This is a genomic window from Plebeiibacterium sediminum, from assembly GCF_026013605.1.
Lineage (GTDB): Bacteria > Bacteroidota > Bacteroidia > Bacteroidales > Marinilabiliaceae > Saccharicrinis > Saccharicrinis sediminus.
The window spans coordinates 68352-92967 of the sequence record NZ_JAPDPJ010000002.1 but is presented as its reverse complement, the minus strand read 5'-3'; the positions used below and the strand labels follow the sequence as shown (position 1 = coordinate 92967).

Genomic DNA, 24616 nt, shown 5'->3' with positions numbered 1-24616 from the left:
AATAAATTAACCAGCTTATTTAATTTGATAAGCCATTAAAGAATCTCCATGTCTAACATATAAAATACCTTTGTATATTACTGGATGAGCCCAGTGTTGAGCAGTCCCCAATGTAATGTTAAAGCGGCTTATAATGTCAAATTTTTCAGGTGTAGCTTTAGCTAAGATCATATCGCCTTTGTCGGTATAGCAATAAAGCATGTTGTTGTTGGCAATAATATTGCCCATTGCAAGACCTGATTCCTGATATTTGATCTCTCCTGTATTCCAGTCTACACAAAACCAGTAGCGGTTTTTATCACCTGAACCATAAGCATAATCACCAACCTTAACCATGGCACCAATTCTGTTATCTAATAAAGCCGATTCCCAAACTTTTTCAACGCTTTTACCTCCGTTAACCAGTTTAAGCATTACAGAACCTGCTCCGTAACCGCTTGTACATAACAACATGTTATTGCTATAAACAGGTGTATTGGCATGAACAGACCAGCGATTTGTTTTTTCAAATGTCCATAGCGTTTTACCCGTTTTAACATCAACACTAATTACATGATTTGCAGTGATGGTAACAATTTGAGGGACCTCCTGATCATCAATGTATAGAGGAGAACAATAAGCAGAAAGATCTCCGGCTCCTTCGCTGGTCCAAATAACATCACCTGTTTTTTTATTAAAGGCTACAATGTTTTTAGTTTTACCTCCGGGAGTTGCAATTACCATATTGTCTACAATCAGAGGAGCTTCATTTAATCCCCAGGTAATATTTGAAGCATCAAAAGCTTCTAAGATTTCTTTTTTCCAGATAAGATCAAGTGTTTTTTGTTTGAAACAATAAATTTCTCCCATTCCACTGATCAGGTATAGCTTATCATCGTTAATAGTTACAGTACCTCTAGGGCCAGGGAAACTTTTTGACCATTCAGTACCGTATTCTTTCTGTTGAATTAGTTTACCATTTAAATCAAATACATAAATAAAGCCTACCTCATCTTTGATTCCTGTTACGTATAATTTATCATCAGCAATAGCTACAGATGAATGACCTTCGCCTAAGCCTTCGTAATGCCAGTTCATTTTTGGTCCGTTTTCAGGCCATGATTCTAAAAGTCCCTTTTCATTGTATACGCCAGAACGATCCGTTCCTCTCCATTGAATATTATCCTGAGCATTCGTTAGGAAAGAAACAAAAAGGAAACATAAAATAATTACATTTTTCATTTTTAGTTTTTTAAGTTGTTATTGTCTGATATTTAGTTTTATATGATATTAAATATTTACTTCGTTATATTCTGGTTCTTTGTGTTTTATGATGTGTTTATAATTCTTTAATGCGCTTAGTGAAAAAGTAATATTATACATCTCTTCAGAGTACCATAAACGTGAAAAATAAAGGCCTATGGGCTCTGGTTTTAATAATTCCTGATTCGTGAATTTTAAATGCAAATAATCTAGAGCTTTGTTTAAAGTATTGATATCAACTTTATCATGAAAGCAGGTTAAAGCACTTAAAGCTCTTGCTGTTAGCGTAACTTTTGATGATACATCTTTAGCTCCACCCCAGCCACCATCTTGATTTTGTGTGTTTAATAAATAGTCAACTCCTTTTGCTGACATTATAATTGCTATAGGATGATCAATGCCAGATAAGTATTCTGCTGTGATGGCAGTTCCATAAACAGGATTTCGCTCATCTTTGGCATTTTGATCGCCAAACCATAACGGTGTCCATGAACCATCGGTAGCTTGTTCTTTTTGCATCCATTTGAGCATGCGATTCATACTTGTGATGCATTTCTTTTTTGTACTTATATCCAAATCATCTTTCCATAACTGAAAAGCAAGTAAGGTATGCGCTGTAATATCAGGACTACTTTTATCAAAAGGTAATTTTCCCCATCCTTTACAAAATGTTGGCATTCCACCATCTCTGTTTTGCAAGTTGAGCAACCATTCTATTCCTTTTGTTATCGTTTGGTCATACTTTCCTTTTGTTAGTATATGGAGTGCAACCAAAGCTCCGGCTGTATCATCTGCATCGGGAACAGAACCAGGTAAGTTAGTCCAGCCCCAGCCACCTTCCTGTGCTCCGGTAAAATGATGTTTGTAAGTAAAGGCATTTCGCTTTATTTGATCAGCTAATACTTCTGGATGCTCAATATCTGTATTTAAAGCTCTTACACTTAAAGCAGTAACCCACGCTGATAAGTTGCTGTCAATAGGCCACGAACCATCAGAACGAATAGAATCAAGTAGAAATTGAACGCCTTTTTGAGTAGAAGCATGACTTTGGTATTTTGCTCCACACATACACATTACAACAAAACCTGTAAGTGGAGCAGCCTCAAGAAAACCGCCATTTGAAGGTTGTAGTTTTTCAAGAACGCTTAAGGACGGATTAATAAATGATTGCCTGATGATATTTCTTCGGCCTTTTTTATATCTAAGTATTCCAACGGCAATAAGAGCAGGAATCGCATAACTAACAACAGGAAGCCTGAAAAACCTGAATAACTTTTGTGGTAATACAGAAACTTCAAACGGAAGCTGTGGAATGTTTTTCCAGGAAGAAATTACCCCTGCCAACGCACACATCACCAAAATAGGAGCAGAAAAGGTTAAATCCTTGCCGTAGTATTTTAAAACACCATCGATAATATGTTGGTCTGTTAGTCCTTTAAAATGATTGACAATATAATTCTTCGTTTGCTCTGGAATATTACCTGTAGCACTTAAAGTGGCATAGGAGAGAAGTGTCGCCGTCATATTTGATGGACTCTCCGGACTATCGCCCCAGGAACCATCTGGTAGCATATTATGATGAAGCCATTGAATGCCTTTTTGAATATAGAATTGATGCTTTTCTCTATCTTCCATAAATAATGCAAAAACAGCAACAGATGTAGAAATAGCACTGGACGATAAAAATCCGGTCCATAATCCATCTGCATTTTGTCTTCTAAGGAGTTCATCCTTAAGAAAATCAATCATTGTGTTTACTTTACTATTTTGCATTATTTAATAATATAATTGTTCTTTTATTCTTACTCCATGCTCTTTGCTCTTTACTCTCTGCTTATAAACATCCAAGAGCCAATAATCCATAAAAACAATATTCAACATCACTTTTATCATCCATTATTGTTCCTACAAAACCGCCAGATTCTGACCAATGGGCTTCAATAAAATCCATTACCGGATAATTCGGTTTTTCTCCATAACAGCTTAAAACAAATAGAGCAGTTGCCGTTGAAAGTAAATCCGGAACTGGAGAGTTTTTAGCTGCACTAAAACCACCAGTTGGATTTTGAAATGCTTTTAATGCAATCAAATCTTCATTATTATCGTATCCTTTTAGTTGTCCTAAAACTGATAAAGCTGCAGCAGTGGCATTAGCCGATGCATGCACTCCGGATTCACTATTTTTATATCCACCTTTCTCTATGTGATAATTTTCCAGATTACTAACAACATCTTTACTTATTTTATTACCGGTATCTTCAGTCAATAGCATCCATATATATTGAGTATATGGGGCATATATATCCTGATTTGGGACACTGATAAATTCACTTAAAGGCTTAATATTTTGTTTTTTAAGTAATCCAATACCTGTAATAACTTTTCCCATCTTTATAAGCTGATATATTAAATAGCATCGCTTTAAAGCAGCATAATGAATCAGATCAAGTTCCTCCTTCTTATGTGTATTTAAGTATTCAATCATTTTTTTTGTATCAAGCTTAATTTTAAAAACGTAACAAAGCGTCCAACCAAACAGGGTATAATATAAATCTGACTTGCCAGCTTTGTCCTTAAAAGATTGATCATCCAATAATTGAGATTTAATATAACCTTCAAAATATTCTCGGGCCTCGTTTCCAAGAGACTCTTTTCCTTTTAAAAGACGTTCTAATATTTTAGATGAAACTGTATCTGTCATTTCAATATCTTTTCAGTAACTCTGAACAGAAGTCTTTTTAGCTCAATATTTTGTATGCTTTCAATAATGTTTAAGGCCTGATTATGATAATCTTTTACCATAATTTCAACGGCATCAATAGCTTCATTTAATGTATCAATGTTTTCTTCTGATTTTAGAAATACTTTAATTTCATCTTGATGCAACATAGTATGCACAAATAGATCATCAGTTGTATTTTCGCATATTGTTGCTAATACTGCTGACGGACGAATACTAAGCGTTTCATTATCGTTAAAATCTTCAATATCATCTTTAAGCTGATAGGCTATACCCAAAGCCTTTGCATATTCACTTAATAGCTGTTTTGTTTCTTCATTATTATCTACACAAATAGCTCCCATTAAAAGGGAAACTTCAAAAGCAGGGACTGTTTTATGACAAAAGATATCCAAAACAAAATTCATGTTTAAGAACTTAGGATTCTTACTCCATTCCAGCTCCATGCCTTGTCCTTTGCATAATGCAATATGGGCTTCAGATGCTACCTTAAAAAGTTCAATATGTTTACATTGAGCAAGTAACCTGTAACCCTCACCCAGATACATATCTCCAACGTTGATGGCTATTGGAACCCCATAGGCTTCGTTAATGGTTTTTTTACCATAACGAAGAGAATCTTCATCCTGAATATCATCGTGTACCAAAGATGCTTTATGGAAACACTCAATGGCAATGGCAGCCTGTTTTACTTCCTCAGGTATTTCGTTTTTCCCATTCAGTGCCATATAAGTGGCTGCTAAGAGATAGGGTCTCCAACGTTTACCTTCATCACTCATCCACTCTCTCATAATTAATGAAGTATGGTCGTTAGATGTAGTTAAAGTATTTTCCAGATTCTCTTTCGAAAACCAATCTTGTATATTTGATTTTAATTGATCGTAATCCAATAAGGTAGTTTCCTTAGATGAATGCATTTCCATGATCTCGCGAACGTACGCTTCATCTACTTCGGTATCTATACAACCATCCTTATTTAATGGTATAGCCAAACCGGGTACAGCATGATTGATTAACAGAGGAAAAGTCTTTTCCAGAGACTCTAAACAGCTTACTCCAATAATGGCATCAATAACTCCACTCTCAACCAAACCAATTACTGATGTAAATCCTTCTGCAACCAGGCTCATCATACCCAACTCTTCTGCTTTGGTTTGTAAATCAGGAATATTACAGTTGCCACATAAGTTGCATAATAATCCTAAATCATCAATTTCAGCTTTGCAGTTTTTGGAATTGCTTAAGCATTTGGGTAATAGTAATATTCTTTTTTCCAATGGGATGGATGCCACAGTTTCAAACCAAACCGCATTGTTTATTTCTACCATTATCCATCCTTTTATTGCGGATTCAAGAGAATTGACTGTGATGAACTCTATAGCCAGTGATGTTAATGAATTCATAGACAATGGTGGACTTAGCTTTTTATTTTTCACGAACAGGTTTAGCGCCGACCTTAATTGTTTTCGGACTTCTAAACCTGACGGTACTTTATATTTAAACTGCGTTTTTTCCATACTATTTTCATTATTAACCATAAGCACCAAAACCAAAGAAATACTTCTTCTTCATTAATTTATAAAAAATATTTTTCTCAGGTACTTCTCTCCCTCTTTGATCATGACCAGCAACAGGTATCATGTTTTTATATTCTGATATAACCGTGTTTCGTGTAGTTGTATCCACAGCGTTGTGTTTCTCAAGAAATTCTGCCAGTCCCCGAGGATCCTCCAGCAAAATACAACCTCTCGAGTTTTTAACGGTTAATGCTCTCAAGTTTGATAAGAAATCAGATTGTTCAAAAACTTCTGTAAGGTTCGATGCATCTTGGTTTAGGTACTCTTTTGCCATTTGCAACGGAGGACAAAATTCAACAGCTCCGTTGGGGGAGATATGATGACTCATTCCTGTTGCTGCAGGACAAAGAGCATTTCCATGTGCATCCCAATAGGTTTCAATTATAAATAAGGGCGCATCCTTACGTTGCTCAACAATAAATTTTCGGAGTTTATATATCTCTTCCTTATCCAAAGCATTTTCAACATTAGGTTTAGGACCAACCGGACGATATATATAGTACCATAAGTAGTGTGCACCTTCTTTTGCCAACAAATCAATATATTCTCTTGAAACTAAATCGTTATAGTTGCTTTTACAGATGCTTGCAGCAGCTCCAAATATAAGTTTGGCCTTTTTACATGCTTTTACTCCAGATAAGCTTTTATTAAAAACATCATTTTTACCTCTTCTGTGATCACTTTCTTCTTTTAAACCTTCGATGCTAATTAATGGTGTAATATTACCTAACTTTTTCATGCGTAGGGCAATATCATCTGTAATTAGCATGCCATTGGTAAACAACTGAAAATAGCAATCTGAATGTTTTTCTAAAATCTCAAATAAACCTTTATATAACAGCGGTTCACCTCCCAGTATACCGAAAAAATAGGATCCTTTCTTTTTACTTTCAGTGATGATACCATCCAATTGTTCAGGTGTCATTGTTTTCTTTCCTCCCGGAGTTACCCAACAACCACTGCACGAAAGATTACAGGTTTCAGTTATTGAAATCATGATAAAAGCAGGGAAGAAGGGATCTCCTTTAGCCTGCCTTTTCTCGAATTGATTTATATTTTTAAGATTTCGCCAACCAAAATTATATGCAAATTTCCATACCAGCCTTGGTGAGCATTCCAAGGGAACTCGCATTGCAGTTTTAAAATTGGCAGCATATTCTCGTAAAGTCATTATTCGTCTTTTTTTAGCAATGAAAACCTGCTTCTGTTTTGTTGCAATCTGTATTGAAGTCGTTTTTGATACATCGCCTGCTTATCTTCTTCTGTAAAAGATTCTTCAATCTCTGTTCCTCCGTTTATAGGCGATTTTTCGTACTTGGGAAATATAATGGCCAGGCTAGGACACATCCTTGCACATGCAGGACAATTGTTTTTACAATTTTCTGGATTGGTAACTATTACTTCATGATCTTTAATTGTATAAACTCCAAAAAGACAAAAGTCATTACATTTACCACAATTGGTGCATCTCGATTTATCAATTACAGGATACCATGCATCAGTACCTGGTGATTTTGGTAAATCTTCAATTTGCTGAAGTATATCTTGATAATCTGCTGAAGACGTAACATCTTTTTTTTCATCATTAATATTACAACTATTTAAAACTTCCTTTTCGGATTGAGTTCTAATATTTATAATACGCTCTGACTTGATGTTGCAGCTATTCAAATGAGAAGTTATTGCTCTTGTATGACAAGCCATGATAGTACCTTGAGCAATTTTTTTAATTTTCTCCGGATCTTCAGTAACAATAGCACATAGATCATCTACCAATGTAACCTGATTGCCTTTATGTATTAAATTACTGGCAATTGAAGCAACTTTTTCCTTATCAATAAAAGATCTTGATTTACAGCAGCAAATTGTAATGTTATCAGATGGCATTTTATTTACATTTTATTTCGGAAATTTAAATTACAATCTTTTATGGTTGCTACTCTTATTTATTTCATAAAAAAGAAAAATATACCTATAAAAACGAAATATAAATAAGACAAAAAACTCTTTTAATCTCTGATATTTAATCGGCTATGAATAGTGTTTTTAGTGCTTCGCTTTTGTAGGAAGCTATGGTACTTACATTTTTTTATCTAATAATTAAATCTTTATAGCTTTCAATTAACATCTATTTGTTATTATTTACATGAGTATATAAAAGTCAGTAAAATTGAACCTTGTGGAGGTATATTATCCTCAAACTGTGAAAAAAAATAAAAAAAAGTATATTTTTATTTGGCGTTTAAACGATTAAACATTAAGTTTGTGATGAAATATTTAATAATTGGATCAAAGTCCGATTTCGAAAACCTTTTATACGCAAGTTGTTTTTAGAACAATAAATAAATTTAGTATGGCACAAAAGAAAACTTCATTAAAAGATATAGCAACCAAAGTAGGGGTTTCTACAGCCTTGGTTTCTTATGTTTTAAACGGCAAGATGAAAGGCCGTATTAGTGAAGAAGTAGCCAATCGTATTAAACAGGTTGCCAAAGAATTAAATTATCATCCCAATCAAATTGCCAGAAGTCTGAAAACCAATAAAACCAATTCAATTGGCTTATTATTGGCAGATATCTCTAACCCTTTTTCATCACAAATTGCACGCATTGTAGAAAATGAGGCAGACAAGATGGGATATGCTGTTATAATTGGTAGTTCGGATGAGAGTGTTGAAAAATCAGAAAAGATTATAGAAGTTTTTCTTAACAGACAAGTTGATGGTTTGATTTTATCTCTCCCAGAAAAATCGGAACAAATTGTAGCAGATTTAAAATCCAAGGATATACCATTTGTGTTGCTGGACAGATATTTCCCCTCAGTGGCTGCAAATTCTGTAGCTATTGATAATTTTTCAGCTTCAGAAAGTGCTGTGAATCATCTGTTATCTAATAATTATAACAATATTTGTATCATAAGCTATGATACAGAATTGGTTCATCTTAATGAAAGATTAAGGGGGGCAACGGAGCAAAAGGAGATCAATTCTACAGTTGGAAAAGTGCGTTTAGGTCATATTCAGGAAGATGTGGAATGTGCAATTGATAAGTTTTTAAACACTGAACAATCAATCGATGCGATATTTTTTACATCCAACCTATTAACAATTTCAGGACTTAAATATTTAAATAAGAAAAAAGTAATTATTCCTGAGGATATGGGGGTAATTGCATTCGATAAAACGGATGCCTTTGATTTATTTTATACATCCATATCGTATGTAAATCAGCCTCTTAATAAGTTGGGAAGAGAAGCTGTAAGATTAATGCATCAGGCTATTAATGATAATACTAAGCGAGAACAGATATTTCTGTTAGCGGAACTCATCGTTCGGGATTCAACTTCTCGAAAATAATATTTTTTTAAATGAATGTTTAAACGATTAAACACAAAGAGCTAGAGAACGAAGGAAAGAAAATGGTTTAATTATAAACAAATGATAATCAAATAATATTTTTTTAATTATTTGTTTAAACGTTTAAACAGGGATCAACTTAAATAAATTATTAAAATGACGCTTACAAAATCAAAAAATCAATCTGTAATATGTTATGGTGAAGTTCTTTGGGATATTTTTCCAAATCAAACAAAACCAGGTGGGGCACCGATGAATGTAGCTTATCACCTTAATAAATTTGGTGTCAATAGTAAAATGATTAGTCGTGTAGGTACTGATAAGTACGGGCAAGGACTATTGCAAATACTTAACAGATGGGGCATTTCTACTCATCATTGTCAAATTGATGATGTAAACCAAACCGGTATTGTAAATGCCATTGCTAATCAGGATCATGAGATGAGTTATATCATCAGAGAGAATGCAGCCTGGGATAACATTGAATTTAGTGAACATCATATCAAAGAAGTAAAAAATGCGGATGCTTTTGTTTTTGGCACATTGATTACTCGAAATGAAACATCGAAGCAAACACTGTATAAACTATTGAACTATGCAAATTACAAAGTCTTTGATATTAATCTACGTCCTCCGTTCTATGATAAGGAAACCATAGAATATCTACTAAATCAATGTAATTTACTCAAATTGAATGAGTCAGAACTTCAATTAATCAGCTCTTGGTACTCTTGCGAAAGTAATGAAGGAAGCAGTAATGTTCATTTTCTTCAGGACACTTATAAAATAGATGAAATCATTGTTACAAAGGGGAGTAAAGGTGCAACCTATTATAATTTGGAGCGTAAATATTTTGTACCAGCCAATAAGGTTAAGGTAAAAGATACTGTAGGAAGTGGTGATTCTTTTTTAGCTGCCTTCCTTGCTAAAAAAATTCAGAACGAACCTATTGAAACCGGAATGTACTATGCTTCTGCATTAGGAGCCTTTGTTACTTCTCAGGAAGGAGCCTGCCCTGATTATAAAATTGAATCTCTTGATCAACTGTTAGTAAAATAACACTTAAAAATCATCTTGAAATTAAAAAAATGTCAGCTATGAATACTACAAACTACAATACACAAAGTATATCCAAAAAAAATCTTCTTCCTTTTATTTTAGTCACACTGTTATTCGGACTTTGGGGATTTGCTAATGCAGTTACAGATCCTATGGTTCAGGCCTTCAAAAAGGTGCTGGAGTTATCCAATTCACAGGCAGCCTGGGTTCAAATGGCTTTTTATGGTGGTTATTTTTGTATGGCCCTGCCAGCTTCACTGTTTATGAAAAAGTACTCGTATAAAGTCGGAATTTTAATAGGTTTAGGACTTTATGCAACCGGAGCTTTATTATTTTATCCTGCAGCTATTACAGAACAGTTTTGGTTCTTCTGTTTAGGATTGTATATTTTAACTTTCGGTTTGGCATTTTTAGAAACAGCAGCCAATCCTTATGTATTGTCATTGGGAAGTAAAGAAACAGCAACCAGACGATTAAATTTAGCACAGGCTTTTAACCCTGTAGGACTATTAGGAGGATTATTGATAGCTCAGCAATTTGTACTTAAAAACTTAAAGTCTGATGATATTCAGAATTTTGCAAGTTTAGATGAAGCTTCAAAAGTAATTATCAAAACAACTGATTTAATGACCATTAGAAATCCTTATGTGATTTTAGGTTTAGTGATTCTTGGTATTTTTGTATTGTTTCTTGTCAATAAAATCCCGGAATCAAAAAATAAAAAGAAATCAACCTCTGAAAATATATCAGATGCTTTAAAGGCACTATTAAAAAATAAGAAATATACTTCCGGAGTAATTTCCCAAACGCTATATATCGGAGCACAAATTATGTGTTGGACTTATATTTATCATTATGCTGAAGCAGGCAATATTGATAATGTTACTGCAGGCTACTATCAATTTGCTGCTTTTATTCTATTTACGTTAGGTCGTGGTGTGGGCACTTATTTATTAAAGTTTGTGAGTGAAGGTAGGTTATTGGGTATATATGGTATGCTTGCAGCAGTTTGTGTTACAGGAGCTGTGTTTTTAAATAATACCATTGGACTAAATTGTATTGTGTTAGCCTCTTTTTTTATGTCAATTATGTATCCAACAATCTTCGGAACAGCACTTAGTGGCTTGTCAGAAGAAGAATCAAAAATTGGTTCAGCAGGTTTAGTTATGGGTATTGTAGGAGGTGCGTTAATGCCAAAATTACAAGGTTCGATAATTGATATCGCAGGTAGCGGTGTTTCAGATATACAAGTGATGGGAATTTCAGAAGTGAATCTATCGTTTTTATTACCGCTAATTTGCTTTGCCTTTGTGAGTTGGTATGGATACTCTGTATCCGGAAAAAAGTACGATGCAAAGTCTTTTTTGCAACCTAAAGCACAAAAGAAATTAAGCTATAATTATGAAGTTTAACACTTCAAAACATGAATACCACCATCCCTGGATTCTTTAATGTTAGAAGTTTAACTGTTCACAGTTAGGCTTAACCATTCAATTAAAAACAAATTTTAGACACATGAAATGCGCTATGAAAATTGTGATTTCTATGACGTGCACCTTTCTCATGTCATAAAAAGATCAATTTTGGCGAGTTCCATCTGGCAATAAAAATCAAATGATAAAAACATGAAATCTACAATATATTATATTTTGGTATCTGCTTTTTTGTTTATTGGATCAATATTAAAAGCACAGGTTGTTATTACAAATACTAATTTTTCGATGGGAACCACAGGAAGAATTGGTATAGGAACATCTCCAAATGGAGAAGGAATGCAATGGAAACCTCTGAATCTTTCAGGACAGGGATCACTTGCAGGAAGAATGGAGCAATATGACTATATGGATTTGTTACCTGCGATTCATTTTACTCCCTTGAGTGAAAGAAAAGATACCACAAGTGTCACATTACAAGTGCGACTTGGTATGTATTCGCAAAATGGACAGTTTATGGGTAATGTGAGTTCACGATCACCTCAAGGATTAACTTTTATATTACCCGAGACCTATGTTGAAGCCAAAAATATTATGGGTAGTGACTGGTCTGCATGGGTTGGTGTTAGGTTTAGACGATATGATGATATACATATTTGCGACTACTTTTATTTTGATGATCATTCGGCACAAGGAGCTGGATTTAGTTATAAAAACACCGAATTGGCCATATACATGCCATCATCATCTGATTCATCAGGAATATACCCATATAATTACGAAATAACCGTTAAAGGTGCTACCAACCCTGCAATTCGTCAACGAATGGTTTTTGTGGGAGAGCATACTATGAATTTTAAAGGAGGGAATTCTCTTAAACTGTTAGGAGAGTATCATTATGTAGCCGATAATTCAGAAAATGTAGATCACCCATATCCTGCTGATAATGGGTGGGTATTGGGAGCAAAATTAAATTCCCCTCTAAAAACAAAAATAGGAGGGTCGTTTAACCAGTTTGCAATCAGATACGGACAAGGTATTGCGAATGGAGGTGATAATGGCAACACATGGACCTGGGCTACCTATGGAGCTCCTGATAAAAATGGAAAGTACACAAATGCTTATTCAATTACTATGGTAGAACACTTTTTGTTGAATTTACATAAAAACTTTAGCATCAATGGTTATGGCATTTATACCAATAGTAAAGGTGGTGCATCAAGTAATCATAAGGCAGAGTTTTTTGACAAAAGTGAAATTTATAACAGAAAAACAGATTTTGTAGTAGGTGCTCGTTCATTGTATTATGTGAAAAACTGGTTGCATTTAATCAACGAGGTTCATTATGCCACCCGAAAGGATGGAAATAATCCAACAGCATCTATGTGGAAATTTTCATTTGCACCGACTATAGTACCTCTTGGCAAAAAAAATGCATGGTGCCGACCACATATTCGCCTGGTTATGTCAGCAGCAAAGTATAATGATTACGCTAAGGATAATCAATATTCACCATACCTTCAACTGAATAATAAAAGCTGGGGAACATATATCGGAATAAAAACAGAAATGTGGTTATTCTAATACTTTACACTTAAATTTATAATTATGCCAACTTTTGGAACTTCATATTTATCATTTATTCCTCACTGGTCTGCAGAAGGAGGAAAATATGCAATAGAAAAAACTGCAGAATATGGATTTGATCTCCTGGAAATAAGTCTGCCATCATCTCTGGAATTTGACGTAAAGACGGTTAAAAGGCAGTTGATGGAGAATAATATAAAGGCCAGATTCAGTTTAAACTTACCCAAAGACTGTCATATGCCTTTGTATCCTGAAAAGGCTTTGAAACTTATAAAATCAGCTGTCAATATTGTTTCAGATATGGGTGGTGATTTTTTAGGAGGAGTATTGCATTCTGCAATCGGTAGTTTTACTGGTCAGCCATGTTCAATAAATGAACGGGAAACAGTAAAGCAGGTGTTTTTAGAATTAGCCAGGTATGCTCAGGGACATGGTGTAACCATAGCACCAGAACCAATTAATCGTTACGAAAGCTATGTTTTTACTGCAGCAGATGAGGTTTTGGATATGATTGAATCTATTAACATGCCAAACCTGGGATTGCATTTGGATACATTTCACATGAATATTGAAGAAAGAAACCTTTATGATCCGATTATCAGGGCAGGGAAAAAGTTAAAGCATACTCATATTACAGAAAGTGATCGGGGAATGACCGGAGAGGGAAATGTAAATTGGGATTTATTTTTTAAAGCGTTGTCAGAAATTGATTATCAGGGACCACTAGTTCTTGAAAATTTTTCTTCAGAGATAAAAGAGCTAGTTGGACCTACCTCTTTATGGCGACCATCAAAATATAATTCAGAAGATTTAGCAAAAGGAAGTCTTTTGTTTATGAAACTAATGGTTGATAAATGGTATCGCAATTAACATAGAATTTTATCCAAGAATAATTATAATAATTTCAATTAGTCAAAAGAGGAGGTAAGTATTTGCCTCCTCTAATCGTTTTAATTACTATTATGTATTTTGTTTTCAAATAGTTTGTGTATATATTCACATCTATCTTTTTAACGATAGAGTAAAATTTTAAAAATTCAGGGGTAGCAGCATAATTTTTAAAATTAACTATTAAATCAAAGTATGTTTTCAAAATTTAAATCTCTTACATGGTATTGCCTTTTGGGTATTCTTTCAATAGGTAGTAATAATTGTAATGCACAGGAAAAAGAAGTTGACTTCAGCTATTTAGATTATCACCTGCCATTTGAAGAAAGGGTAGATCTTTTAATGAGTCAAATGACACTACATGAAAAAATCAGTCAAATGACCAATGAGTCAAAAGCGATACCACGTTTGCAGATTCCTGAGTACAATTGGTGGAATGAATGTTTGCATGGGGTTGCCCGATCTGGGTATGCTACTGTCTTTCCTCAATCTATTTCTGTAGCTGCCTCATTTAACAAAGCGTTAATGAAAGATATTGGAACTGTTATTTCTGATGAAGCACGAGCAAAGCATCATGATTTTTTACGTCAGAATAAAAGAACCATATATACAGGTCTTGACTTTTGGTCTCCTAATATAAATATTTTTAGAGATCCCAGATGGGGAAGAGGTCACGAAACCTATGGTGAAGATCCTTATTTAACAGGAGCTTTAGCTACTGAGTTTATTCTGGGTTTGCAGGGAAATGATCCTAAATATTTTAAAACGATTGCTACTTCCAAACATTTTGCAATTCATTCCGGACCTGAAAAATTAAGGCATTCGTTTGATGTGGATGTAAGTGATATTGATTTGTATGAGACCTATTTGCCAGCATTTTATAAAACAATTAAAGATGCTAAAGTATACTCTGTTATGGGGGCATACAATCGTTTTAGAGGGGAATCGTGTAGCGGTCATGATTTTTTATTAAATCAGGTTTTAAGAAATACCTGGGGATTTGATGGATATGTAGTTTCAGATTGTGGTGCTATACGCGATATTGAAACCGGACATCATATCGCAAAAAGTAAACCTGAGGCTGCAGCAATTGGAGTTAAAGGAGGTTGTGATTTAAATTGCGGAAGTTATTATAAAAGTCTGGGTAAGGCTGTTGAAGAAGGATTGATAACAGAAGAACAGATTGATGTTGCGTTACGCAGAATTTTATTGGCTCGTTTTAAAATGGGGATGTTTGATCCGGATGAGGAAGTTCCTTTTTCTAAAATTCCTATTGGCGTAGTTTGTTCTGATGCAAATACTACTTTGGCAAGGAAGGCAGCACAAGAAAGTATCGTACTTTTAAAGAATAGTAATAACATATTACCTCTTTCTAAAAATAAAATTACAAAAATTGCAGTTATCGGTCCTAATGCTGATAATTGGGAATCATTGGTTGGTAATTATCATGGAACGCCTAAAAATCCTGTTACCTTTTTACATGGAATAAAGAACAAAGTAGAGCCTATTGTTGAGGTTCTTTATGCAGAAGGATCGCATTTGAATGATGAAAAATTAAACCTTAAACCTATTCCTTCTGTGTATTTGCAAACGAAAGATGGTAAACAAGGATTAGAAGGTGAATACTATAATAATACAAAATGTTCCGGAGAACCTGTCTTTATCCGAATTGATGATCATATCGATTTCTCCTGGCAATATACTCCCGTATCAAAAGAATTAATTGATACTTTTTCGGTACGCTGGACGGGGTATCTTGTACCTCCTGAAAATGGCACTTATGAATTAGGCTTAATGGCAAAAAGAGGAATGTCTGTTAAAATTGAAGGAAAAGAAATTTCCAATGGCAAAGGTTCAGTGCATCATAACATATACGCTACAGACAGATTAGAGTTGGAAGGTGGTAAAAAGTATGCAGTCGAAATAGAGTTCTATACAGATGATACCAATGCACAGGCTAGTTTATTGTGGGCCAGACCAGATAAAAACCTAATAGATGAAGCAATAAGAATTACAAAAGAAGCTGATATTGCTATTGTTGTTGTTGGTTTATCTCAACGTCTGGAAGGAGAAGGTGGAGATCGTACAGATATCTCATTACCCAAAGAGCAGGAAGAACTAATAAAGGCAGTAAAAGCAACAGGGAAACCAGTTGTATTGGTAATTAATGCAGGGAGTGCTATGGCCATAAATTGGGAAAAAGAAAATATTGATGCCATTCTAAATGTGGGTTATCCGGGAGAGGAAGGCGGAAATGCATTGGCTGATGTTCTTTGGGGAGATTATAATCCGGCAGGTCGATTGCCAATAACCTATTATCGCTCGTTAAGTGAATTGCCTGATTTTAAAAATTATGATATGAAGGGGCGAACTTACAGGTATTATAACGGAGATCCTTTGTATCCATTTGGATATGGCTTAAGTTATACAACATTTGCTTATTCAGATTTAAAACTATCTTCAACTATAAAAGCCGGAGATAGCATTTCTGTTTCAGTAAAGGTGACCAATACCGGACAAATGGCAGGAGATGAAGTTGTTCAATTATATTTGTCAGATAAAAAGGGTTCTACACCACGACCAATAAGGCAGTTGGAAGGATTTGAACGCATACACTTAAAAGCTGGAGAAAGTAAAATAGTAGAATTTATTCTTGAACCACGCCAGTTGTCAATGATAAATAAGAAAGCTCAACGAGTGATAGAAGCAGGAATATTTGATGTTTTTGTAGGAGGAGAGCAACCTGGTTTTACCGGTAATAATAATGCATCATCAACAGAAGTAATAAAAGGTAGTTTTAAAGTAATTGGTCAACAGAGCCTACAAATTAAATAATCATTTATTTAGAAAAAGATATCGAAAGCGAAGTCATTTACTTCGCTTTTGTTTTTTAGTTAAATATCTCGTTGTAAGGCAATGTCATTAAGTAAAATAGATGGGTGATGCTGACGAGGTTTACCAATAGATAAATTTTTATATTGAATAACAGATTGAGAGCAAAAATGCAGACAGGCAAAACAATAGTGGCAGTTATCGAGCCATTGAACTTGTTTGCCATGTAATCTTATATTTTGGAAAGGGCATACCTGCATGCAATAACCACATCTAATACAGCCTTCACCAACAGAAAAGTGATTTTGGTTACCTTTTGCTTCTTTTGATATCAACTGCTTTATATTTCCAACTACAGAGAATTCCTTGTCTATTTCATTTTTCTGATTAATGATATTCAGACTTATTTCAATCACTTTTTCTTTAGCCGCTTTGTAAATCTCATTAGTGTCCTTAGCTTTTGAAATTCTGATATAAGGAAAATGTGCTGCAATCATTGGAACAAAATAAGCAGCATTAAGATTTACATTTATTTTATTCAGATATTTTTCAACTTGAGAAAGCGTATTTCCCAACTTTGGACTTGCTCCGGTAACAATTACAAATACATATTTGGGATGAAGAAAACTTACTTCTGTTAAGAATTCTTTGACAACACATGGAATGGTCATAAAATGAATAGGAAATATAATACCTACTCTTTGTGCCTTAATTTGTACCGGTTTCTGTTTTAGGCACCCAATAATAGGATATAATTCACTTTCCTTAATAAGCGTATTAAGGGATTGTGCAACACTTAAACTATTACCAGTTCCTGAAAAATAATACAAGGCTGTGTTCATGTCTCAAATAAATAAGTTTTCCAAATATACTTGATTAAATTGTAAGAAGAGATTTAAGAGCAGTCATCTATTTGGAAGGGTATTCAGATCTCTTATAATTTATCACTAGTGACCGAGTAAAAAAATAAAAGAGGGTACTTCCTTTCGGTTTCCCCTCAAAGTTGTAAATTAATTTTGCGAAACTTTTTACAACATGAGCAAAAATAGTGAAATTAAATTTGTCGGTCAGCCGATATTCAAACAGATAATAGATTTATTATACTTACTTGGTCTTCATCTTATATTCTCCTAACTATTTTTAGCAAAAACCTTATCAATGTCTTCAAATACGCAATATTAGTTCTTTCCCATTAATCTTGTTGCATTTTATAATGAGCACTCCATTGAATTATAGTTTTTCTCAGGTTTGAATATAATTCACAAAAGAAGGGAAATGATTCGTAATTAATTAGTTAATGTACTGATTATTAGTGATGGATTAAAATTCATCTTTATCGATCCATCATTGAACTTTTCTAAGGCTAACATTACTCAAATTAGTCCCATCAATAATGAACTATTATCTATGATTTAAAATAAATTAAAAAGAATGTCTATGAAAAAAAATGAAATTGGAATGTTAATCATCACAATAATGGGATCTACGTAATTAAGGAGAATAAGCTATCTGGTTATTAACCAAGATACCAAAAACCACACATATTCAAATCAGTTATGTGAACAAACCAAAATGTCAAATAGAAAAGTTTAGCTACATATGAAATGAGCCATTAGACTCGTCAGTTCGGAGAATTCAATCCATCCTCTTACAAGAGGGTGACTAAGTTGGTGAATTCCATATGGTAATTCGAAGAAAAAATAAACATATGAAACGAGCCATGATAAAAATTTCTCACACACGAGAATGACTAATAAGGGGAGTTCTATGTGGCCAAAGAAACAAATATTAAAAACATGAAAAAATTATATACTATAATATTAATTGGTTTTATGTTTTGCATGAGCATAATTAATGTGCAGGCACAAAACTTATTAGAAGGCTGGGATAATACAGCCGGAACACCTTACGATGCAGGTTGGCGCGTTGATGAAAGTGTTTCTGCTCTTTGGGGAACACTCAATGGTGGGGATAACAGATACCGTACAAATGTTGGTTTTCCGGCTAGTAATGGCTCGGATCCAATGATTTACATCACATTGGAAGATACAAAATTCGGATATCCGGTTACGACAACTGCAGGAAAAATTTACGAGCTTTCAGGTAAAGCATGGAGAAGGAATGGTGGGGATGGAAGTTTAACTTTTAACTTCTATCTGGCAGACAACCTTTTAGCCTCAAATCCTGTTTCCAGTAGTTCAATAACACTTTATGGTAATAATGTTGTTAATACATTAAATGGTTTACGTTTTGTTGCCCCGGAGGGTTTTACTGATGGATATTTATTATGGGACGTAAACAGAAGCGGTGGATATTGGAACGATGCTAGTTTGTGGTTATTAAATATGACGGAACTAGGAAATGCTCTTAGCGTTACTTTCAATGTTGATGGAGGAAGTTCCGTAGAAAATCAATATTTTTTAGAAGGAGAAACATATAAAATTACTGTTCCAACAGAACCTACCAGAGACGGATATATTTTTGACGGATGGTACTCGGATGAGGCTTGTATTAATGTGATGGATTTTTCAACAGCTGTAGGGGTAAATACAACTGTTTATGCCAAATGGAATGGTATTAAAAATGAGTTAAACACCTTAATTTCAGATGCTAAAACGTTGCTTTCCGGAGGAACAGCAACCGGACAGAGTTATTTGGAAGCTCAAATCACAATTGCACAGGAAGTGGTAGATAATACAGCAGCAACGATTGAAGAAGTTACCAATGCTTTTGATACTTTATCAGATGCAATAAATGTATATCAGGATGTTAATATCTATTCTTTACAGGTAAATGATGTGGATCTAAATGGCTTTTCTTCAACTGTATATGATTATACCTACGATTTTGCTACTGGGGCAATTATTCCTGATGTTTCAGCAGTAGGTTCTGATGCCGCTACCATTGATATAACACAGATAACAGAAATACCAGGCACTGCTACTGTAGTATTAACATCTGGTGATGGAACAACTGTAAGCTATACGATTGCTTTTAGATATGATTATATGATGGGCTGGGATGGCAATGGTATAGGTACAAGTACAGATATTCCAAGTGATTTTGGTTGGGCATGTAGTACTCCGGTATCATGGATTAATGCAGCTGATGGTAATGATAATTATGCATATAGGTTCAGAGATAATCTTGGAGTTGGACGTGTTGTGACTCACCCTATCAATAACAATGTATTTTCATATCCAATTCAATTAGAAGGAGGGAAAGTATATGAATTTACTTGTTCTAATACAAATATGAATGGAACTGTTTCTACAACATTTGGAATTAACACTTCAGCAGATGCTACAGGAGTGATGTTAAACTCGCAAACAAAACTAGCTCCAAGATGGAATGCAACCATTGATTATAACTTTATTTTTGCAACTCCTGCAGATGGGGGTACTTATTATATGGTATGGCAAACTAGCAATGGTTCAGACAGGAATATAGCGTGGAATTTTAAAATTGTTGAGACTGGTAATGCACTTGCAGTAACTTTTGATACAGATGGAGGTAGTGAAGTATCTAAACAGTACTTTGCCAATGGAGATACATATGAAGTAGTAGAACCTGAGGAGCCAACTAAAGAAGGTTACACATTTGCCGGATGGTTTACGGATAACAGTTACTCTGAACTTTTTGATTTTAATGCTACCGTTGTTGAAAATACAACAGTATATGCACGCTTTGTTTCAAATGATAATCCGGATTATGCAAATATTACCTTAAATAATGAGCAGCTTAGCTTGCCTACTGCTAAATATATGAACATTACGGTTAATGGAACATCAGAGTTGCATCTGACTTCTGAAGACGCTTTGTTAGAAAGTACGATTAATTTAATGTCAGAAGATGCATGGCTTTATTTTGATTCGGCCCGACCATCAAAAGTTGCTTCAGATTATGCTTCATTTATTAATGTTAATGGTAATGCGTTTAATCCGGAAACAGATCGCATAGCAATTTATGGAGGAGGAACTGTTGTAATTCCAAATGGAAAAGCAATTGGAAAGCAGGCCTTAACTGTTTATAGCAGTGCTAACTATTCAGGAGAGTCAATGCAGTTTGAAGTAAATAAATATTACAGAACTTCTGAACTTGCTGATTTCAATAATAATGTTCGTTCATTTAAATTGAAAAAGGGCTACTCATGTACATTGGCTAATAACCCGGATGGTACTGGTTTTTCTCGTGTTTATATTGCTAGTGATGAGGATGTTGAAGTTCCTGTTATGCCGGAAGGCCTTGATTTTGTTTCATTTGTTCGTGTATTTCGTTGGGAATGGGTGAGTAAAAAAGGAATTTGTGGAGGTCTTGGTGAATTAACCAATGTAACTTGGTATAATGATTGGGCTGCTGGCGGATACACTGAAAGTCCGGATTATGAATATGTTCCAATGCGTCATAATTTAGGTTGGGATTCCTTTGAAACAATCAATGCCAGAACCAATGTTTCTCATGTATTAGGTTATAATGAACCGGATCATAGTGATCAGTCCAATTGTACTCCGGAAGAAGCCATAAGACAGTGGCCTGAATTATTTAAGTCCGGACTAAGACTGGGATCGCCAACTCCGGATGCTATTCGAAAACAATGGCTAATTGATTTCTTGGCAATGGCCGATAGTTTAAATTATCGTGTAGATTTTGTTGTTGGTCATATGTATTGGAATAGTCAAACAGGACAAAGCTTGTATAATGGTATTACTGATGCATGTGTGAATAGATATGGAGGTCGACCAATGTGGATTACCGAATGGAACAATGGTGCAAACTGGACAACAGAGTATTGGCCAACGGCTTCCGGACCATTGCGTGATGCAGATTTAAACATCGTATATGATGAAAATGGAAATGAAATTATTGTAAACAGACCATTATCTCCAGAAAATTCAGCCAAACAGTTGGCATGGATTCAGGATGCACTAGATGGTCTGGATCGTTGTGAATATCTGGAACGTCACTCTTTATATAATTGGGTTCAGGATGCCCGAGCTATGGTATTAGGAGGAAAATTAACACCGGCAGGAAAGTATTTTGCAGATTATAAGTCAAAGGTTGCATTCTCTAAATCAAAAGAGTACATACATAATTGGAGGATAGCACCACCATTGCCAGGTTATACCTATTCTGATGATTTTAAATCCTTTATTCTTAACTGGTACGATCATAATGGGGAAACAGGAACCAACTATGTTTTGGAAAGAAAGCTTGATGGAGAAACGGACTTTACGACTCTTGCAACTTTGATTCCTGGAGAGGATTATGAATATGGGGGAGATGTTATATATAGTGATTTAATTACAGATAAGTTTGCTGAATATAGAATAAAAGCTACAAGTTATAAAGGTACCGAGTCAATTTATTCTCGTATTATTTCTTTAAAACTTGATGCAGTAGTGTCAGCTCCATCTGATTTAACAGGAACAGTTGTTTCCTCTTCTATATTAGATCTTTCATGGTCGTTAAATAGCGATGCCAGATCGTATAATCTAAAAAGATCATCATCCATTGATGGAACCTATGAGACGATAGGAAGTTATTTATCTGAAAATACATTTAGAGATTCTGAATTAACACCTAATACCACCTATTATTACAAAATATCATCTGTTAATAATTTAGGAGAAACAGCCGATTCTGAACCTATTGCTGTAACAACAAATGCAATAACAGTTCCAACAGATATACCTGGAGTTTTCTTATCAAATGGTGATTCTCAAGTGGCAATTACATGGGATTTTCAATACGATGTACTGCATAGAATATATCGTTCAGATAGTGAGAATGGGGATTATGAAATCATTGCCGATAATATTGATGCAACAAGATATGCTGATAAAAACCTTGTCAATGGAAAGGAATATTATTATAAAGTAGCTGCATATAATTCAGCAGGTGAATATATTGATCAGGAAGTTTATACGGTTGTACCAACATTAGGGCAATGTGCCTATTTTAACTTTGATGAAAGCAATGGACTTATTCACGATTTATGGGGAGGATATCATGGTATATCTTATGAAACAACAAAAAGCGAAGGAATAACTAACAATGCAAAAGTATTTGATGCTGCCAGAAAATCATACGTACAGGTTGAAAGTGGAATTACCAGTGAACTTAATGATTTTACGATTTCTTTATGGGGTAACTTTTCAAACAAAGGGAGTAGAATATTTGACTTTGGGAATTCAACAGGAGTTTTTATGATTCTTACACCTGGTTTAAGATATAAAATTACTTGTCCTTCCGGAACATACGATGTAACAGCAAGCGGTCATTCTATACCAACAGGAGAGTGGGTTAATATAGCAATCTCGCAAGCCGGAACAACTTTTAAAATGTATATGAATGGAAATCTCATATTCGAGGATGATAATGCAGTAGTTAAGCCTTCGGATATGGGTGAGAATCTATACAATTATCTGATAAGATCAAGATGGTCGTCGGATAAATATACAACATGTATGCTTGATGAATTCAGAATTTATAACAGAGCTTTAAATGCAGAGGAAGTAAATGCATTAATGAATGAAAGTGTTTATTCTCTGGATTTATCTTCAAATGAATTAAATCTTAAAATTGGAGAAACGTCTCAGTTAGCCTCAGATGTTTTCCCGGATAACGCTTATACTGGCGATTTAGTTTGGAATACAACCGATGAGAATATTGCTACTGTGGTTGATGGACTTGTAACCGCCAAAGGATTAGGTTCTGCAAAAGTTTGTCTTGAAACTTCAGACGGATCGGTTGTAACGAATTGTGTTGTTAATGTTTCAACTTTTACAGGCTTTAATAAATTACAATCTAAGGCTTATGTAACACTTAAAAATAGTGTACTTACAGTGGTTAGTCAAAATCAAGAGGTTATTGAAGTATATGATTTAACAGGTCAGTTACTCATAAAAAAAGAAAAGTCTGTTGGTTCCTTTGATATAGAAGTTCCATCAAGGAGTAAACTACTAATTGTGAAAGGAAGCACTGGATGGGTTAATAAAGTGGTAGAGTTATCTAAATAGGGAGCATAAGGTTGGTAGTCTAATTAATATTTATTTGTTGTGAGTGGGAAGTAAGATGATTATTGCTTACTTCCCACATTTTATAATTAAAATGTTTGTGTGTGAAGGAAGGTGATTTTATTTTTTCCAAAATCAATCAAAGTAAATTTTAAACAACCAATCCAATACAAAAAGTTCTTACGCACGAGGATGATTATTTTTCTGAGGAATTACGGGTGATCATCTTAATTCAATAAAAAAACATGAAACGACCAGGTAAATTTGATAATCCAAATTTACTTACTGGAGGATGATCTATTTTATTTTAGAGCTCTATTTGGCCGTTGAATATAAATTTAGTTTATGAAAAGTGCCATGAGAATAGATGCTCACACAGGAAAATGATTATATCTGACGAGTTCCATGTGAACATAAAAATCAATTAGAGTATATGAAAATCAATTATAATTTTTTACCCGAAGAGAATCTATTGTTTTATCATATCCAGGATGAGGTGTCTATTGAAAAATGGAGATCCTTTTATTATTTCCTGATGCAAAAAGAAGAGTGGAACACTATTGATAAAGTTTTAATAGATTTAAGGAGTTCTAAAAATATACTTAGTCTAATTGATTGTATTCAGGAATTAGTATTGTTTAGAAAAACAGTTATCAAAAAAAAGTACAACATTGTATTTTTAGTAGATCATCCTGAAGTTACTGTATTTGCTGCATTGTATTCAAAAAGACTATGTGGTAAAAAAACGTGTTATTACTGTAGTACTGTGGAATTGGCTTTAAAATATTTTAAAATTAATATTGAAATGACCAAGTTTAATGAAACCGTAAAATTATTGGAACAAGTGTTTTAAACCTATCCTTTGTATACAAAAAAAGGCTGTTTAC

At 34.3% G+C, this 24616-nt stretch carries 15 protein-coding genes; 8 read left to right on the top strand and 7 right to left on the bottom strand.

Translation table 11 applies throughout. The annotated features are described in order from the left end of the window. Positions 1-15 precede the first annotated feature (15 nt). The 6 genes from OM075_RS02250 to OM075_RS02225 form a co-directional block, all read right to left on the bottom strand. Positions 16-1221: an outer membrane protein assembly factor BamB family protein gene (locus OM075_RS02250; protein ID WP_301188837.1), complete on the bottom strand. Its 1206-nt coding sequence runs from the start codon at positions 1219-1221 to the stop codon at positions 16-18. A 48-nt stretch (positions 1222-1269) separates the two neighbouring features. After that, complete coding sequence (locus OM075_RS02245; protein ID WP_301188836.1) at positions 1270-3015, bottom strand: prenyltransferase/squalene oxidase repeat-containing protein; 1746 nt, start codon at positions 3013-3015, stop codon at positions 1270-1272. Between the two features lie 61 nt (positions 3016-3076). Further along, positions 3077-3943, bottom strand: a complete 867-nt coding sequence (locus OM075_RS02240) for a prenyltransferase/squalene oxidase repeat-containing protein (protein ID WP_301188835.1) — start codon at positions 3941-3943, stop codon at positions 3077-3079. Beyond that, positions 3940-5499 (bottom strand): polyprenyl synthetase family protein, encoded by a 1560-nt coding sequence (locus OM075_RS02235; RefSeq protein ID WP_301188834.1) that lies wholly within the window; start codon positions 5497-5499, stop codon positions 3940-3942. The genes OM075_RS02240 and OM075_RS02235 overlap by 4 nt, the downstream gene beginning before the upstream one ends. 13 nt (positions 5500-5512) lie before the next feature. Further along, positions 5513-6730, bottom strand: coding sequence for a radical SAM protein (locus tag OM075_RS02230; RefSeq protein ID WP_301188833.1), 1218 nt, complete (start codon positions 6728-6730; stop codon positions 5513-5515). Further along, positions 6730-7446, bottom strand: a complete 717-nt coding sequence (locus OM075_RS02225; RefSeq protein ID WP_301188832.1) for an ATP-binding protein — start codon at positions 7444-7446, stop codon at positions 6730-6732. Before OM075_RS02225 ends, OM075_RS02230 begins: the two co-directional genes overlap by 1 nt. A gap of 466 nt (positions 7447-7912) precedes the next feature. On the opposite strand from OM075_RS02225, the gene OM075_RS02220 reads away from it, so the two are divergent. The 6 genes from OM075_RS02220 (at position 7913) to OM075_RS02195 (ending at position 16716) form a co-directional block, all read left to right on the top strand. Next, a complete protein-coding gene (locus OM075_RS02220) occupies positions 7913-8914 on the top strand; it encodes a LacI family DNA-binding transcriptional regulator (protein ID WP_301188831.1) in 1002 nt (333 codons plus the stop codon). A gap of 156 nt (positions 8915-9070) precedes the next feature. Further along, a complete protein-coding gene (locus tag OM075_RS02215) occupies positions 9071-9973 on the top strand; it encodes a carbohydrate kinase family protein (RefSeq protein WP_301188830.1) in 903 nt (300 codons plus the stop codon). Between the two features lie 38 nt (positions 9974-10011). Then, positions 10012-11385 (top strand): L-fucose:H+ symporter permease, encoded by a 1374-nt coding sequence (gene fucP / locus OM075_RS02210; protein ID WP_301188829.1) that lies wholly within the window; start codon positions 10012-10014, stop codon positions 11383-11385. Positions 11386-11598: 213 nt separating this feature from the next. Continuing rightward, positions 11599-12990 (top strand): carbohydrate porin, encoded by a 1392-nt coding sequence (locus OM075_RS02205; protein ID WP_301188828.1) that lies wholly within the window; start codon positions 11599-11601, stop codon positions 12988-12990. 24 nt (positions 12991-13014) lie between these two features. Continuing rightward, the gene (locus OM075_RS02200; protein WP_301188827.1) at positions 13015-13863 is read left to right on the top strand and encodes a sugar phosphate isomerase/epimerase family protein; all 849 of its coding nucleotides are present in this window, start codon (positions 13015-13017) and stop codon (positions 13861-13863) included. A 213-nt stretch (positions 13864-14076) separates the two neighbouring features. Further along, on the top strand, positions 14077-16716 hold the full coding sequence (locus OM075_RS02195; protein WP_301188826.1) for a glycoside hydrolase family 3 protein: 2640 nt from the start codon (positions 14077-14079) through the stop codon (positions 16714-16716). Between the two features lie 59 nt (positions 16717-16775). On the opposite strand, the gene OM075_RS02190 is transcribed toward OM075_RS02195, so the two are convergent. Then, the gene (locus OM075_RS02190) at positions 16776-17555 is read right to left on the bottom strand and encodes an EFR1 family ferrodoxin (protein WP_301188825.1); all 780 of its coding nucleotides are present in this window, start codon (positions 17553-17555) and stop codon (positions 16776-16778) included. A gap of 954 nt (positions 17556-18509) precedes the next feature. Between OM075_RS02190 and OM075_RS02185 the strand changes: the two genes are divergently transcribed. Together OM075_RS02185 and OM075_RS02180 are read left to right on the top strand one after the other, a co-directional pair. After that, positions 18510-23732 (top strand): InlB B-repeat-containing protein, encoded by a 5223-nt coding sequence (locus OM075_RS02185; protein WP_301188824.1) that lies wholly within the window; start codon positions 18510-18512, stop codon positions 23730-23732. Between the two features lie 430 nt (positions 23733-24162). Further along, positions 24163-24582, top strand: coding sequence for a hypothetical protein (locus OM075_RS02180; RefSeq protein WP_301188823.1), 420 nt, complete (start codon positions 24163-24165; stop codon positions 24580-24582). Positions 24583-24616 lie beyond the last annotated feature (34 nt).

What these genes read in the sequence shown, in the direction of transcription:
- OM075_RS02195 (WP_301188826.1), top strand. Translation starts at nt 14,077, where the DNA reads ATGTTTTCAAAATTTAAATCTCTTACATGGTATTGCCTTTTGGGTATT.
- OM075_RS02220 (WP_301188831.1), top strand. Translation starts at nt 7,913, where the DNA reads ATGGCACAAAAGAAAACTTCATTAAAAGATATAGCAACCAAAGTAGGG.
- OM075_RS02200 (WP_301188827.1), top strand. Translation starts at nt 13,015, where the DNA reads ATGCCAACTTTTGGAACTTCATATTTATCATTTATTCCTCACTGGTCT.
- OM075_RS02250 (WP_301188837.1), bottom strand. Translation starts at nt 1,221, where the DNA reads ATGAAAAATGTAATTATTTTATGTTTCCTTTTTGTTTCTTTCCTAACG.
- OM075_RS02180 (WP_301188823.1), top strand. Translation starts at nt 24,163, where the DNA reads ATGAAAATCAATTATAATTTTTTACCCGAAGAGAATCTATTGTTTTAT.
- OM075_RS02235 (WP_301188834.1), bottom strand. Translation starts at nt 5,499, where the DNA reads ATGGAAAAAACGCAGTTTAAATATAAAGTACCGTCAGGTTTAGAAGTC.
- OM075_RS02215 (WP_301188830.1), top strand. Translation starts at nt 9,071, where the DNA reads ATGACGCTTACAAAATCAAAAAATCAATCTGTAATATGTTATGGTGAA.
- OM075_RS02240 (WP_301188835.1), bottom strand. Translation starts at nt 3,943, where the DNA reads ATGACAGATACAGTTTCATCTAAAATATTAGAACGTCTTTTAAAAGGA.
- OM075_RS02205 (WP_301188828.1), top strand. Translation starts at nt 11,599, where the DNA reads ATGAAATCTACAATATATTATATTTTGGTATCTGCTTTTTTGTTTATT.
- OM075_RS02230 (WP_301188833.1), bottom strand. Translation starts at nt 6,730, where the DNA reads ATGACTTTACGAGAATATGCTGCCAATTTTAAAACTGCAATGCGAGTT.
- fucP (WP_301188829.1), top strand. Translation starts at nt 10,012, where the DNA reads ATGAATACTACAAACTACAATACACAAAGTATATCCAAAAAAAATCTT.
- OM075_RS02190 (WP_301188825.1), bottom strand. Translation starts at nt 17,555, where the DNA reads ATGAACACAGCCTTGTATTATTTTTCAGGAACTGGTAATAGTTTAAGT.
- OM075_RS02225 (WP_301188832.1), bottom strand. Translation starts at nt 7,446, where the DNA reads ATGCCATCTGATAACATTACAATTTGCTGCTGTAAATCAAGATCTTTT.
- OM075_RS02185 (WP_301188824.1), top strand. Translation starts at nt 18,510, where the DNA reads ATGAAAAAATTATATACTATAATATTAATTGGTTTTATGTTTTGCATG.
- OM075_RS02245 (WP_301188836.1), bottom strand. Translation starts at nt 3,015, where the DNA reads ATGCAAAATAGTAAAGTAAACACAATGATTGATTTTCTTAAGGATGAA.